This window comes from Streptomyces sp. NPDC002623 (assembly GCF_053592635.1).
Genome location: NZ_JBSFWB010000029.1, coordinates 42,276 through 56,047 on the forward strand (window position 1 = coordinate 42,276; position 13,772 = coordinate 56,047).

The 13,772-nt window shown below is 70.7% G+C and carries 16 protein-coding genes; 5 read left to right on the forward strand and 11 right to left on the reverse strand.

Annotated features, from left to right (window positions below):
* Positions 1-33: 33 nt before the first annotated feature.
* From ACWD4O_RS37110 to ACWD4O_RS37155, 10 genes are all read right to left on the reverse strand, one after another.
* Positions 34-762: a GntR family transcriptional regulator gene (locus ACWD4O_RS37110; protein WP_451286903.1), complete on the reverse strand. Its 729-nt coding sequence runs from the start codon at positions 760-762 to the stop codon at positions 34-36.
* A 62-nt stretch (positions 763-824) separates the two neighbouring features.
* Positions 825-1,916, reverse strand: coding sequence for a zinc-binding dehydrogenase (locus ACWD4O_RS37115; RefSeq protein ID WP_451286905.1), 1,092 nt, complete (start codon positions 1,914-1,916; stop codon positions 825-827).
* Between the two features lie 22 nt (positions 1,917-1,938).
* Positions 1,939-3,027: a zinc-binding dehydrogenase gene (locus ACWD4O_RS37120; protein WP_451286907.1), complete on the reverse strand. Its 1,089-nt coding sequence runs from the start codon at positions 3,025-3,027 to the stop codon at positions 1,939-1,941.
* On the reverse strand, positions 3,024-3,881 hold the full coding sequence (locus ACWD4O_RS37125) for an SDR family NAD(P)-dependent oxidoreductase (RefSeq protein WP_451286909.1): 858 nt from the start codon (positions 3,879-3,881) through the stop codon (positions 3,024-3,026). The genes ACWD4O_RS37120 and ACWD4O_RS37125 overlap by 4 nt, the downstream gene beginning before the upstream one ends.
* A gap of 11 nt (positions 3,882-3,892) precedes the next feature.
* Complete coding sequence (locus ACWD4O_RS37130) at positions 3,893-4,660, reverse strand: carboxymuconolactone decarboxylase family protein (protein ID WP_451286911.1); 768 nt, start codon at positions 4,658-4,660, stop codon at positions 3,893-3,895.
* Entirely contained in the window at positions 4,657-5,583 is a 927-nt protein-coding gene (locus ACWD4O_RS37135; protein WP_451286913.1) for an NAD(P)-dependent oxidoreductase, read from the reverse strand. Before ACWD4O_RS37135 ends, ACWD4O_RS37130 begins: the two co-directional genes overlap by 4 nt.
* Positions 5,576-6,004 (reverse strand): carboxymuconolactone decarboxylase family protein, encoded by a 429-nt coding sequence (locus ACWD4O_RS37140; RefSeq protein ID WP_451286915.1) that lies wholly within the window; start codon positions 6,002-6,004, stop codon positions 5,576-5,578. The genes ACWD4O_RS37135 and ACWD4O_RS37140 overlap by 8 nt, the downstream gene beginning before the upstream one ends.
* Before the next feature lie 6 nt (positions 6,005-6,010).
* Positions 6,011-6,409: a cupin domain-containing protein gene (locus tag ACWD4O_RS37145; protein ID WP_451286917.1), complete on the reverse strand. Its 399-nt coding sequence runs from the start codon at positions 6,407-6,409 to the stop codon at positions 6,011-6,013.
* Entirely contained in the window at positions 6,406-7,335 is a 930-nt protein-coding gene (locus tag ACWD4O_RS37150; RefSeq protein WP_451286919.1) for an NAD(P)-dependent oxidoreductase, read from the reverse strand. The genes ACWD4O_RS37145 and ACWD4O_RS37150 overlap by 4 nt, the downstream gene beginning before the upstream one ends.
* Entirely contained in the window at positions 7,332-8,153 is an 822-nt protein-coding gene (locus ACWD4O_RS37155; RefSeq protein ID WP_451286920.1) for an N-acyl homoserine lactonase family protein, read from the reverse strand. The genes ACWD4O_RS37150 and ACWD4O_RS37155 overlap by 4 nt, the downstream gene beginning before the upstream one ends.
* A gap of 197 nt (positions 8,154-8,350) precedes the next feature.
* Here ACWD4O_RS37155 and ACWD4O_RS37160 point away from each other — a divergent pair, with 197 nt between their 5' ends.
* The 5 genes from ACWD4O_RS37160 to ACWD4O_RS37180 all read left to right on the forward strand — a co-directional run bounded on the left by ACWD4O_RS37160 (position 8,351) and on the right by ACWD4O_RS37180 (position 13,385).
* Positions 8,351-9,307 (forward strand): VOC family protein, encoded by a 957-nt coding sequence (locus ACWD4O_RS37160; RefSeq protein WP_451286922.1) that lies wholly within the window; start codon positions 8,351-8,353, stop codon positions 9,305-9,307.
* 86 nt (positions 9,308-9,393) lie between these two features.
* On the forward strand, positions 9,394-10,470 hold the full coding sequence (locus tag ACWD4O_RS37165; protein WP_451286924.1) for a maleylacetate reductase: 1,077 nt from the start codon (positions 9,394-9,396) through the stop codon (positions 10,468-10,470).
* Position 10,471: 1 nt separating this feature from the next.
* Positions 10,472-11,194, forward strand: a complete 723-nt coding sequence (locus ACWD4O_RS37170) for an alpha/beta hydrolase (protein ID WP_451286925.1) — start codon at positions 10,472-10,474, stop codon at positions 11,192-11,194.
* A 92-nt stretch (positions 11,195-11,286) separates the two neighbouring features.
* Positions 11,287-11,955, forward strand: coding sequence for a GntR family transcriptional regulator (locus ACWD4O_RS37175; protein ID WP_451286927.1), 669 nt, complete (start codon positions 11,287-11,289; stop codon positions 11,953-11,955).
* A 152-nt stretch (positions 11,956-12,107) separates the two neighbouring features.
* Positions 12,108-13,385 carry an Nramp family divalent metal transporter gene (locus ACWD4O_RS37180; protein ID WP_451286929.1) on the forward strand — a complete coding sequence of 426 codons (1,278 nt, stop codon included), beginning with the start codon at positions 12,108-12,110 and terminating at the stop codon, positions 13,383-13,385.
* 84 nt (positions 13,386-13,469) lie between these two features.
* Here ACWD4O_RS37180 and ACWD4O_RS37185 read toward each other — a convergent pair whose 3' ends face one another.
* The gene (locus ACWD4O_RS37185; RefSeq protein WP_451286931.1) at positions 13,470-13,688 is read right to left on the reverse strand and encodes a hypothetical protein; all 219 of its coding nucleotides are present in this window, start codon (positions 13,686-13,688) and stop codon (positions 13,470-13,472) included.
* Between the last annotated feature and the right edge of the window lie 84 nt (positions 13,689-13,772).

Consider the following 13,772-nt stretch of genomic DNA (forward strand, 5'->3'; position numbering starts at 1 on the left):
GACAGGTCGGGTCGGGGACGGCGCATACGGGAGTTACGGCTCCTGTATCCCCTTCAGTCCTTCCAGGGCGTTGGCGGCGACGCGCCGCATGTGCCTGGTGTAGACCTCGACCGCCGTGTCCGCGTCCCGCTCCCTGATCGCGGCGACGATGTCGCGCAGCTCCTGGATGACTTCGGAGTGGTTCGTCGACATGCCCTTGACCACCAGGACGCGCACCTTGGCCTGGACACCGTCCACGAGCTGTCTCAGCACCTCGCTGCCGACGCCGTCGTGCAGTACGGCGTTGAACGCGTGGCGTGCCTCGAGGACCTCGCGCGGCTCGACGTTCTCCCGCGAGGCGACCTCGGCGAAGTGCTCGGCCGCCGCTTCGAGGGCGTACATCTTGGAGCGGGGCGCCTTCTCGACGAACCGTCGCACCAGCAGGGTCTCCAGAGCGCAGCGGACGTCGTAGAGGTCGCGGGCCTCGTCGTGGGTGGGCGCCGCGACCACGGCTCCCTTCTGGGGCACGACCTTGATCAGCCCCTCGGAGGTCAGCTCCCGGAGGGCCTCACGGACCGTGGTGCGCGAGACGTCGAGCTGCTCGACGAGCTCCCGCTCGACAAGACGCCGGCCCGGCTCCAGCCGGAAGTCGAGGATCGCCTCGCGCAGCGCCGTGACGACCTGCTCGCGCAGCGGCGCGGCGACGCGGCCGACGGGACTGGTGGTCCAGGCCGACGCGAGCGAGTTCGCGTTCGAGGTCGATGGCTTCGCGGCCGCTGACATGATCCCCACCCCTACGTCTTCGAATGATGGTATGAGCGTCATACAAATATAGCGGATGGGGCTCAGCGGAAGACTGTGACGACCCCGGTGAGATCGCGGAACTCCCCCGCCGCGTACAGCGCCTCGTCGATCCGGTCGAGGGGGTACTCCGCCGTCACGATCGGCCGGGCGTCGTACTCACCGCTCTCCAGGAGTTCCACGCAGCGGGGAAGGTCACGGGACATCACGCTCTGGCCGTTCTGGCAGGAGAGGATCCTCCTGCCGTGGATCGCCAGGGCGTTCTGCGGCAGGGAGACCCGGCCCTGAGCCCACTGCACACCCGTGAGCACGACGGTCCCGGCCCGCCGGGACATGGCGACCGCCTGTTGCACCGCGAGTTCGGGCCCTGCGGCTTCGACCACGACGTCCGCGCCCCGTCCTTCGGTGAGGGAACGCACCTGCTCCACCGGGTCGTGTCCGGCCGGGTCCACCACGTCGGTCGCCCCGAGCTCGGCGGCCGCCGCGCGACGCCCGGGCACCGGGTCCACGCCGATGATCCGGCCGGCCCCGGCGACCCGCGCCGCCTGCACGCACCACAACCCGAGGTGCCCCAGCCCGACGACCGCGACGGAGTCCCCCGGCCGGAGCTCCGCCACGTTCACGATCGCGCCGTGACCGGTGGTGATCCCGCAGCCCAGCAGGCTCAGTTGCGCGGCCGGCAGCGCACTGTCCACGCGCCAGACCTGGCTCCGGTCGGCGACGACCAGCTCGGCGTACGCCCCGACCCCGCCCGCGGCGCGCACCGGCCGGCCCGCGTGGTCGGTGGCGATGACCGGTTCGGGGCTCTCGAAGAGACGGGCGCACTGGTCCGGACGGCCGATCCCGCAGTAGAAGCACTCGTCGCACTGCGGAGTACCGGCGACGACCACCAGGTCTCCGACGCCGTAACCGCGGGTGCCGTCGGGGCCGCCGCACCGCTCGACCACGCCCAGCGCGGTGTGGCCGAGCACGACCGGCGGGATCTTGCCGCGCATCGCGCGCCAGCCGAGCCAGTCGGTCGAGCAGAACGGCGCGGCGACCGTCCGGACCAGCACCTCGCGCGCGGAGGGATCCCGCAGGTCGAGTTCCCGTACCGGCATGGGGGCGCCGAACGCCTCCAGCACAGCTGCTCTCATCTCGGTTCACTCCCTGCCCTGCTCAGAAGACGAACACGCCCGAGAGGTCCTCGAGCCGTTCGGAACGCCGGAGCGCAGTGTCGATGTCGTCGAGGCGGTAGGTCGAGGTGATGACCGGCGCCGCGTCGAGCGCGCCCCGTTCGAGCAGGCGGACATAGGCCGGGAGGTCGCGGCGCATACGGACGTTGCCGTTCTGCGTGCTGAGCACCTGCCGGCTCTGGACCGCGAGGGGGATCTGCGCGAAGGTGACCTCCCCGGCCACGTCCTTCAGACCGGAGAGCACGACGGTGCCGGCCCGCCGGGAGATCTCCAGGGCCAGCCGCTGGGCGGCGGGGGGCCCGGCCGCCTCGACGACCTTGTCGGCTCCTCGTCCCCCGGTCACGTCCCGTACGGCTTCCAGGGCCTCCTCGGGTGTGACGGCCACCGTGGCGCCCACCTTCAGCGCCACTCCGCGGCGGTCCTCCCGAGGCTCCACCACGACCACCTCGCGGGCCCCGGCCAGGCGCGCGGCCTGGACGGCCCACAGTCCCAGGTGGCCCGCTCCGACCACGGCGACCACCTCGTCCGGCGCGACCTTGGCGACGTTGAGGACGGCCCCCACTCCGGTCGTGACACCGCAGCCGAGGAGCGAGAGCACCTCCCACGGCAGGTCCGTCTCGACGGGGAAGACCTGGTTCTGCGAGACGTTCATGATCTCGGCGTAACCGCCCACGCATCCGGCCGCGTTGACCAGCAGGCCGTCGGCGGTGTGTGCCACGTCCGGGTAGACACCGCCGAGGTCGAACAGTTCGGAGCACTGGTCGGGGCGGCCGATGCCGCAGTAGAAGCAGTGGCCGCACTCGGGTGTGCCGGGGACGACGACCCGCTGCCCGACCTCGATGCCGCGCACCTGGCTGCCGACCTCGATCACCTCGCCGGTCGAGGCGTGGCCCAGGATCGTCGGCGGGACCTTGCCGAGGCGGCCGTGGAAGCTGGTCACGTCGGTGGAGCAGAACGGCGTCGCCTTCGTGCGGACCAGCACCCGGGTGGGGGCGAGGTCGAGGAGTTCCACCTCCTCGACGCTGAAGGGGATGTCGAAGCCGCGCAGCAGGGCCGCCCGCATGGTCGTCATCGTCCGGAATCCCTTCCTGCCGTCCCCGTCCGGTGCCGTTCGAGGATCGCCTCGTCCGTCACCGCGACGTCCCAGAGCCCCGCTCCCCCGCCCCGCCGGTTGGTGTTCTGCACACTGGCGCCGCCGTCGACGGAGAAGATCTCGCCGGTGACATAGCTCGACTCGTCGCTGAGCAGGAACGCGACCGTCGCGGCCACCTCCTCCGGCCGGCCCGCCCGCCGCAGCGGCGAGGTGCCCGCGCGCCGGCGCATGTCGGCCATCCCGGCCTCGCCGAAGATCGGCGTGGGCACGATGCCCGGCGCCACGGCGTTCACCCGCACGCCGATGGGCCCGCCGTACACGGCGGCGCCGTGGACCAGCCCCACCGTGCCGTGCTTGGACGTGGTGTAGGCCAGCAGGTCGTTGCTGCCGCGCAGTCCGGCGATGGAGGCGGTGACGACGATCGAGCCGACGCTGCCGCGCTCCAGGTAGTGGCGGAAGGCCGCCCGTACGCCGAGGAAGGGGCCGCGCAGATTGACGGCCATGACCTTCTCCCACTCCTCGACGGTCACGTCGACGAGGTCGGCGAGGGAGCCGGCGATCCCGGCGTTGAGGTGGTGCAGGTCCACCCGCCCGAAGGCGTCGAGGGCGGCCCGCATGTAGGTGTCGACGCCGTCCTCGGTGGTCACGTCCGCCGCGACGGCGACCGTCTCGCCGCCGACCGCGGCGGCGACCTCCTTGGCAGCGGCCGCATCGAGGTCGACGGCGACGACCTTCACGCCCTCCTCGGCGAGCCGTTCCACCGTGGCCCGTCCGAGGCCACCGGCGGCCCCGGTCACGACGGCGACCTTTCCGGCCAGTCCGCGCAATGTCATCTTCTTCCGCCTCACATCTGATGGTGTCGAAGGGGTGCGGCCAGCTCCTCGCGCAGCACGGGCAGGGCCTGGAGCGCGCTCTGCATGCCCATCACCGCGGCGATCTCCATGACTTCGAGGAGTTCACCGACGGTCGCCCCGTAGCCGAGCGCGTTGTCCATGTGCGCCTTCCACCCCTTGACGTAGAGGTGGGTGGAGGCGCAGTCGAAGGCCGTGTACACGAACTCCTTGACCTTGGGCTCCAGGGAGCCGTGCTGCCAGGACACCGAGGAGAAGTCGGTGTAGGCCTCGAACATCTCCGGGTCGAGTTCGAGGATCTCGTCCCAGAACGCGTGCCAGTAGCCCCGGTTGGCGGTGAACCGCTCCTTCAACTCCTTCTGGTACGCGTCGAGTTCGGCCGGTCCGTCGCGCAGACCGCGTTCCGTCAGGATCTCGGCGAGCAGCGGCACGCCGATGTTCATGGCGTGGATGCCCAAGGTCGTCGTCAGCTCGATGACCTCGGTGATCTCCCCGGGGGTGGCCCCGAGGTCGAGAGCGCGGCGGATGTGCCGGCGCACACCGGGGGCGTACAGGTGGGTGGCCGCCGCGTCGACGGCGAGGTAGATCAGTTCTCGGGTCTTGGGGTCGAGGTGGCCCTTGCGCTGGGGTACGCCGGCCAGCCGGACGTAGGCCGCGAGCAGTTGGGGCGCGAGTTCGAGCACCGCCTGCCACTGTTCGTCCCAGGCACCGTGCAACTCGACGACGGCGTCCCGGAGTTCGGCTCCGGTCGGGGTGCTCATCGGGTCACCGGCTCCCGGTCGGCGGATCCCTCGAAGGCCCAGCGGGCGATCTCGGTGTGGTCCGCGGTGTCGGGCAGGGCTTCGAGCGCGCGCTCCCAGAGGGCGACGGCGCTGTCGCCGAGGGGGCTGGCGACGCCGAGTTCATGGGCGAGGCCGACGGCGATGCGCATGTCCTTGACCATGAGGCGCAGGCCGAAGCCGGAGTCGTAGGTGCCGGGCAGCACGAAGTTGGGGAACTTGTTGTCCGTGGAGCCGCTGCGACCGCTGGAGGAGTTGATCAGTTCCACCACGACCGCCGGGTCGAGCCCGAACCGCTCGCCGGCGAGGACGCCCTCGGCGGTGGCCAGCAGATGGGTGGCGGACAGCAGGTTGTTGATGGCCTTGAGCGCGTGCCCCGCGCCCACCGGGCCGGCGCGTCGGGCGGTGCCCATGACCGCGAGGAGCGGGGACAGTCGTTCCACGTCGGCTTCGGCGCCGCCCACCATGATGGTGAGCCGGCCGTTCACGGCACCCTTGACCCCGCCGGAGACGGGGGCGTCGACGAGGGTGACGCCCTGTTCTTCGAGGCGCGCGGCGAGACGTCGGGTGGACATCGGGTCGGAGGAGCTCATGTCCACGACCGTGCTGCCCTCGCCCAGTGCGGCCAGGAGGGCCGGGTCGCCCAGCACCGCCTCGACGACCGCGCTGCTGGGAAGCATGAGGACGACGACATCGGCGCCCCGGACCGCGTCGGCGGCCGTCCCGGCGATCCGGACGCCGTCGACGACAGGACCGGCGCAGGCGTCGGGGCTCGGGTCGAACCCGGTGACGGCGTATCCGGCGCGGACCAGGCGTATCGACATCGGGGCACCCATGTTGCCCAGGCCGACGAACGCGACCGAGGGCAGAGCGGTGTCGGGCTCGGGCTCGTGGCGGTCAGACATCGCCGTCGACCTCTCGTATCACCTGCTCGGCGACCCGGAAGGACTCCAGGGCCGCCGGGACGCCGACGTAGATCGCCGTCTGGAGGAGCACTTCCTGGATCTCCTCGACGGTCACGCCGTTGGTGAGCGCTCCCTTGACGTGGACTCCGAGTTCGTGGTTGCGGCCCAGGGCGGTCAGCATGGCGAGGTTGATCAGGCTGCGGGTGCCGCGCTCCAGTCCGGGGCGGTTCCACACGGCGCCCCAGCAGTACTCGGTGACCAGTTCCTGCATCGGCCGCGCGAACTCGCTGACCTGGGCGAGGGAGCGTTCGACGTGGTCCGCGCCGAGGACGGCCTTGCGGATGGCGAGGCCGGCTTCGTAGGTGTCGCGGTGGGTGGTGTCGCGGGGGCTGCTGTCGATGACGAGCGGTTCGGTTGCCATGGGTTCTCAGTCCTCTGCGGGTGCCGGAGCGGTGTACTGCTCGGGGCCGACCTCCTCGGCCCAGGAGGTGCTCCCGAGCGAGATGGCGGTGTGGGTCATGAAGGAGTCGGGGGCGGCGCCATGCCAGTGCCGTTCGCCCGGCGGGCACCACACGGTGTCGCCGGCGCGCAGCGGGCGGACGCCGTCCCGCTCGGTCGCGACCCAGCCGCTCCCGGCGAGCACCTGGAGGAGCTGGCCGTGCTCGTGGGTGTGCCAGTAAGTGCGGGCGCCCGGCACGAAGTTGACGGTGTTGACCGTCACGCCGTCGGTGGCGGGCATGGTCAGGTAGGCGTGCACCGTGCCGGTGAACCGCGAGCCGGTCTTGGTGCCGACGCCGTGCTGGGTAGTTCCGTGGATGAGTTTCACGAGGTGGCCTTTCCGGCGTCGTACGCGCCGTCGTGGACGCGGACGCGTCCGGAGACGTCGCCGAGCGCGTCGACGACGGTGTTGCTGATGTCCTGCGCGTAGCCCAGCTGGAGGGCGAGGCCGAAGGAGGCCAGCGGGGCGGCGGAGTTGGGGCTCGCGACGCCGAGACCGGTGACGAGGTCGACGTAGGCGAGGACGTCCTTCATCATCAGCGCGTTGGTCAGACCGCCCTTGAGGTAGTCGCCGTGGATGATCTTCGGGAAGCGGTTCAGCGTCGCGAAGTTCACCCCCGAGCTGGTGTTGAGCACGTCGAGGAGGACCTGGAGGTCGAGTCCCGCCTTGCGCCCGGCGACCATCACCTCGGCGGTCGCGGACAGGGCGACGGCGTTGAGGAAGTTGTTGAGCAGCTTGGCCGTGTGGCCGCTGCCGACGGCTCCGCAGTGGAAGACGTCGGCGGAGAAGGCCGCGAGCAGTGGGCGCACCCGGTCGAGGGTGCCGGTGTCGCCGCCGACCATGAGGGTGAGCGTGCCCTTCTCGGCCGCGGCGGCCCCGCCGGAGATCCCCGCGTCGAGCAGGGTGGCGCCCCGCTGGGCGAGTTCGGCGTGCAGACGCGCGGTGGAGGCGGGCGCCGAGGTGCTGAGGTCGACGACGACCTGGCCCGGACGGGCTTGTGAGAGCACACCGTGTTCCCCGAGGACGACCGCTTCGACGACCTTGCTCTCCGGCAGCGAGAGGAGGACGACCTCACAGCTCCGCGTCACTTCGGCGACGGACTCGGCGGGGGTGGCGCCGCACGCGGTGACGTTCTCCGGGCGGGTGTCGTGGCCGAGGACCTCGTGTCCGGCGTCCACCAGACGACGGACCATGCGCCCGCCCATGTTGCCGAGGCCGATGAAGCCCACCGGCGGAGCTGCCGTACCGGTCATGTCACTGCTCCTTCGCTGCGGGGGCCGCCGATCACCGCGGTGAACTCGCCCATCGGGCCGCCGAGTCGCCGGTGGCGGTCGAGGACGGCCGGGTCGTGGCCGGGGACGAGGATCGCGTCGTGGTCCGCGACGAGTCGCTTCATGTGGTCGAAGCCCCGGTACATCGCCTCCAGGTCCGCGACCACGAGGAACGGCAGGTCCCGCTCCAGTTCCTCGTAGTAGTGCGTGGCGTCGGAGGCGAGCAGGACGAGGCCCTCGTTCGTCTTGACGGTGAGGATCGCCTGGCCCGGGGAGTGGCCGCCCAGCTCGATCAGTTCCACCCCGGGCGCGATCTCCTCGTGGCCGCGGTGGAACACCATCCGGCCCTGGTCGTGGACCTTGCGCAGATGGTCGATCTCGGTCTCTTCGACGGTGTGGTGGAACTGGAACCGCTGTGCGCAGTCGCCGGTCCAGAAGTCGAACTCCGTGCGCGGCACGATCACCTTGGAGTCCGGAAACAGGTCCACGTTGCCCACGTGGTCGTAGTGGGCGTGGGTGAGGACCAGGGTGGACGCGGCCGGCTCGACACCCAGACGGCGGAAGGCCTCCCCGGGGTGGATGAGGTGGCCGCGGTTCCGGTTGCGCCCGCCGAGCTCGCTGTATCCGGTGTCGACGACGATCGTGCGCCGCTCGTTGCGCACGATCCAGACGTAGTAGTCCATCCCGATGGGCCCGTCCGGCTCGCCGTACAGATGGTGGTTGAGGAAGACCAGGCCTCGGGTGGTCGTACGGGACGCGTAACGCACGATCAGGACCTCGTACGTGTCGTCCGTGGGCAATTGAATCACGGTCACCCCGTATGATTGTCCGACAAAGTACGGGGGCACGTTAACGCAGATCGGTCGTACCTGACAACGGCCCCTTCAGCACAGACGCCCGACCGACCTGGTCGACTTCCCGACACTCCCTTGACACGGTGCCGTCATATCGTATGACAATCATACGGCTGGCTTCCGCAGAGAAGGAGATCCGAACCATGACGTATCTCGTCGGCTCCCACCACGTGACCCTGTCCGTGGGTGGCGCGCAGGAGGACGTGGACTTCCACACGCGAGTCCTGGGCATGCGCTTCATCAAGAAGACCGTCCTGTACGACGGTTCCGCGCCGATCTACCACTTCTACTACTCCAACGCGAACGGCGACCCCTCCTCGGTGGTCACCACGTTCCCGTGGGCTCAGGCGGGGGTGTACGGCAAGCGGGGCACCAACCAGGCGCGCGAGGTCCTCCTGTCCGTCCCGGCCGACTCACTCGACTACTGGGCGAAGCGGCTCGGGCAGCACGACATCCAGGCCAGGCGCTTCGAGACCCTCGGCACCGGACGCCTCGCGTTCGACCACCCGTCCGGCATCGAGTACGTCCTGGTCGGCAACGAGAACGACCCCCGGGAGGGCTTCACCGGGAACGGTGTGGCCGCCGAGGCCGCGGTCCACGGCATCCACGGCGTCGGCCTGCACGTGTACGACCAGGACCGCATGGTCGACTTCGGCAACGACGCGTTCTTCTCCCAGGGCAAGGTCTCGGAGGAGGGCGACGTCGCCTCCTTCCAGGTCGGCACGCAGGGCTACGGCAACTTCATCGAGCTGCGCGGGAACCGGACCGACGACCAGGGCACCTGGACCTTCGGCGCCGGTACGTACCACCACTTCGCCTGGAACCTGGACACCCTGGAGAACCAGTCCGCGGTGAAGTTCGACATCGAGGGCGCCGGCTACACCGACATCTCCGAGCTCAAGGACCGCACCTACTTCAAGTCCCACTACGTGCGGACCCCGGGCGGCGCGCTCTTCGAGCTGGCGGTCACGGACGACGCCGGCGGCTGGGACTGCGACGAGTCCCCCGAGGAACTCGGCAAGAACTTCATGCTGCCGCCGCAGTTCGAGAGCGAGCGGGAGGACATCCTGTCGCGCCTGGAGCCGGTCACGACCGACTGACGTTCCCCGTCGCTCCCCGCGAACACCCTGGGCCCGGGCGCACTCAGCACGCCCGGGCCCTCCGCCCTCCCCTCCAGGACGAATCAGTGAGCCTCACCTTCGAGAACATCACGCTCGGTCAGCGCGTCCGCTTCGGGTACGGCCGCGCGGCACACCACTTGGCCGCCGAGGTCGACCGGCTGGACGCCCGCAGAATCATGGTGATCGCCGCCCCCGCCGAGGCCGCGGTCGCCGACCGCGTCACCGCGGGCCTTCCGGTCGTACTGCTGCACAGCGACGTACGCCCTCACGTCCCCGCGCAGCAGGCCGAGGCCGCCCGAGCCGCAGCCGAGGAAAGCGGCGCAGACCTGGTCGTCTGCGTGGGCGGCGGGTCCACGACCGGACTGGCCAAGGCGGTGGCGCTCACCACCCGCCTGCCGATCGTCGCCGTGCCCACGACCTACGCCGGCTCCGAGGCCACCAACGTCTGGGGGCTCACGGAGGCCTCCCGCAAGACCACCGGCGTGGACGACGCGGTCCTCCCGGTCGCCGTGGTGTACGACTCGGAACTCACCCTGTCGCTGCCCGTCGGCCTGTCGGTGGCCTCCGGACTCAACGCGATCGCCCACTGCGTCGACTCCATGTGGGCCCCGCGCGCCAACCCGGTCAACCAGGCCCTGTCGATGGAGGGCCTGCGGGCTGTGGCTGACGGGCTGCGCCGGATCGCCCGGAAGCCGGACGACATCGACGGCCGGGACGCCACGTTGTACGGCTGCTACCTGTCCGGGGTGGCCTTCGCCTCCGCCGGCTCGGGGCTCCACCACAAGATCTGCCATGTGCTGGGCGGCGCGTACGACCTGCCGCACGCGCAGACCCACGCCACGGTGCTCCCGTACGTGCTGGAACTCAACGCACCGGGCGCGCCGGACGCGGCACACCGGATCGCCGCCGCGCTGGGAAGTACCGGGCCGGTGGCCGGGCTGAACGCGTTGCGCGAGGAACTCGACGCCCCATGCGCACTGGCCGACCACGGGCTGCGGCGCGAGGACATTCCCGAGGCAGCCCGGCTGATCCTGCCGTACGTGCCTCAGGACAACCCCGTTCCGGTCGGCGCCGAGGACCTGACCGACCTGCTCACCCGGGCGTGGGCCGGGGAGCCCCCACGAGACAGCGAGGCGACCTGAGATGACCACGACATGCTTCACCACCACGCCGGGTAACCCGCACCTGGCTCGTCCCCCGCTGCTGCGCGGCGCGCCCCTCGCCGACGCCGGGCTCGTGGTCTACGCGGTGCACGGACGGGGCCAGGGTCCGGGCTTCATGGTCGAGCAGTACGAGCGTGTGGGCCTCCCCGGTGTGACCTGGGTGATCCCCGGGGCCGAGGACGACACCTGGTACCCGCGGGCCTTCATGGCGCCCCCGGAGGACAACCAGCCACGCCTGGACCACGCGCTCGACACGGTCCGGACCCACCTCTCCGACCTCGCCCGTGCGGGCTGGGCGTCCCGTGACGTGGTCCTGTTCGGCTTCTCGCAGGGCGCCTGTCTGCTCTCCGAGTACCTGCTGCGGGACCAGCCGTCCTGCGCCGGCGCGTTCCTGCACACCGGGGGGCACCTGGGGCCGGAGGCCAAGCCGTGGTCCCCGGCGCCGGAAGGCGGCCTGCCCGGCACAGAGATCGTGCTGCTGTGCGCGGAGGAGGACGAGTTCGTCCCGCTCGCCCGCGCCGAGCAGACGGCGGGTGCCCTGGCCTCGCTGGGTGCGAGGATCGAGTTCACCACGTACGACGATCCCCTGCACCACCTCAACGAGGACTCGATCGTGCGGCTTCGGCGTATGCTGCGCACCCGCCTGCTGGAACGGGTCGAGGTGGTCGCGGATCCTTCGAAATCACGCCACACGAGGCATTGATTGTATGACGAGCTGGCCGTAGCCTCGCTGCCGTGGAGCACGAAGGCTCAGGGGCAAGGAAGCCCCACTCTCGCCTGGAGTCGGCCGCGGTGATGGCCGACTCGAGGGAGCGCGTCCTGCGGACGGTGCGCGAGGACATCTGCTGGTCGCGGCTGACGCCCGGACAGCCTCTCGACGTGAACCTTGTCATGCTGCGCACCGGCGTCTCGCGGAACGCGGCGCGCCAGGCCCTTCGTGACCTCTCCGAGCAGGGCTGGTTGACCCCCCTGAACGAGGGCTGCATCGTGTGCGTGCCCTCTCCGGAGGAGGCCGCCGAGATCGACGAGGTCCGGCGCGCCCTGGAGGCGGTCACGGTACGCCGCTTCGTCGCACAGGCCTCCGACTCTCAGCTGCGGGCACTGCACGGCACCCTCCTCGTTTTCGAGGAGCTGGCGGAACTCCCGCCGGACCCCTCGGCCCTCATGCAGGCCAGGGACAACTTCTACGGCCTGCTGCTGCGCGCCGCCGGGGTGATGGTCACCCTGGACGCCCTGGTCAAACTGCGGGCGCGGATCGTCGTACTGATGTGTGCCTCACTGCGCTCGCCGGGCCGCGGGCGGGCCGCCGGAGGCGAGCTGCGCGCCATCTACGAGGCCCTGGCCGACCGCGACGCCGAACGAGCCGCCCAGGCCTGCTCCGTCCATGTGACCCGCTCCTACGAGGCGGGCTTCCAGGCGCTGGCCGCCCTGGGCACCCCCGAGCCCGGCACCGCGCGGGACTGAACGGCCCGGGTCGCTCAACAAGGGTCTTCTCTCCGCGCATTGCCACGCCCGGCATTCTTGTATGACAATCATACGCACACACCGTCCGACGCAATGCTGTGGTCGACGCCGGTGGACGTGCCCTTCACCTTCCCCGACTCGCAGGAGCCCTGATGAGCACCGGTACCTCCGCAGCAGCCCCGGCCCTCGCACCGGCCCCCGTCCTCCGCAGAACCGTCAGGCGTCGTCGGCTCGCCTTCTACGGCCCCGCCTTCGTCGCCGCTGTCGCCTACGTCGATCCCGGCAACTTCGCCACCAACTTCCAGGCGGGAGCCCGGCACGGCTACCTGCTCGTCTGGGTCCTCGTCTCGGCCTGTGCGGTCGCGATGTTCATCCAGTACCTGTCAGCCAAGACGGGTCTGGCCACCGGCCGCGACCTGCCCACACTGTGCCGGGACAGCTTCCGCCGCCCGGTCGTCGTGGGGCTCTGGGCGCAGGCCGAGGTCGTGGCCATGGCCACCGACCTCGCGGAGTTCGTGGGCGCTGCCATCGGCCTCTACCTGCTCTTCGGCATCCCCATGCTGCCCGCCGCACTGATCACCGCCGTGGCGAGCTTCGCGATCCTGGCCCTCCAACGGCGCGGATACCGCCCGTTCGAGCTGGCGATCGTCTTTCTGCTCGCGGTCATCGCCATGGGCTTCGCATACACCGTCGTCGCCGCCGGCGGTCAGTCCCCGTCGGGGCTGGCCTCGGGGATGCGGCCTGCCTTCCACGGCACCGACTCGATCGTCCTGGCCATCGGCATCATCGGTGCGACGGTCATGCCTCACGTCATCTACCTGCACTCGGCTCTGACCGCGCAGCGGCAGCGGCCGGAAGGGCCGGCCGAACGCAGGCGCGCCCTGCGGACCCTGCGCGTCGACACCACGCTGGGTCTGAGCCTGGCCGGGCTGATCAACCTCTCCATGCTGTGCGTCGCGGCCGCCGTCTTCCACGGAGCCGCCGGGGACTTCGACGGCAGTCTGGCCGGCGCCCACGAGGGCTTCGCCCGGATCGTCGGAGGCGGCGCCGCGCTCGCCTTCGCCGCCGCGCTCCTGGCGTCCGGCCTCTCCTCCTCGGGTGTGGGCACCTATTCCGGGCAGGTCATCATGGAGGGCTTCCTGCGCATACGGATCCCGCTGTTCCTCCGGCGGGCCGTCACCATGGCACCCGCGCTGGTCGTCCTCGCGCTCGGGGTGTCACCGGACACCGTGCTGCTGATGTCGCAGGTGGTGCTCTCGTTCGGGATCCCCTTCGCACTGATCCCCCTGGTTCTGATCAGCCGCCGCAGGGATCTGATGGGCGATCTGGTGAACCGCCCGGTGACGACGTTCATGGGATGGGGGGCAGCCCTGCTCATCTCCGGGATCAACGTCTATCTGCTGCAGCAGGTCTTCTTCGGGTCGCCGTAGTAATGGCCACGAAAACTTCGAGCCTCTCTGCCGAGGAGAAACGAGAACCAGGCGTCCAAGGCCGGTGCCTCCCCTTCGTCGGTCTCACGCCACCGCCGCGCGGGCCGCGCCCACCAGCGCGGCGAGTCCCTCGGGGCCGGCAGGCTTCATCTCACGAGCTCCGGGAGGCGGTGAATCCGCGTCGGCACGCGGGGCGTCCGGTGTCCAGCCCCCGGTCACGAGGCCGGCGGACAGAGCGGGGGCGACGAGGTCCCAGGAGCGGGCCATCGAGCCGCCGACGACCAGGGTGACAGCGGCTGACACACCATGACCCGCACAGGTGATCGACACCGGCGCCGGGTTGCCCACAGCAGCAGCCGGCCTTCTGGACCATCGCCGGTGGAGAAG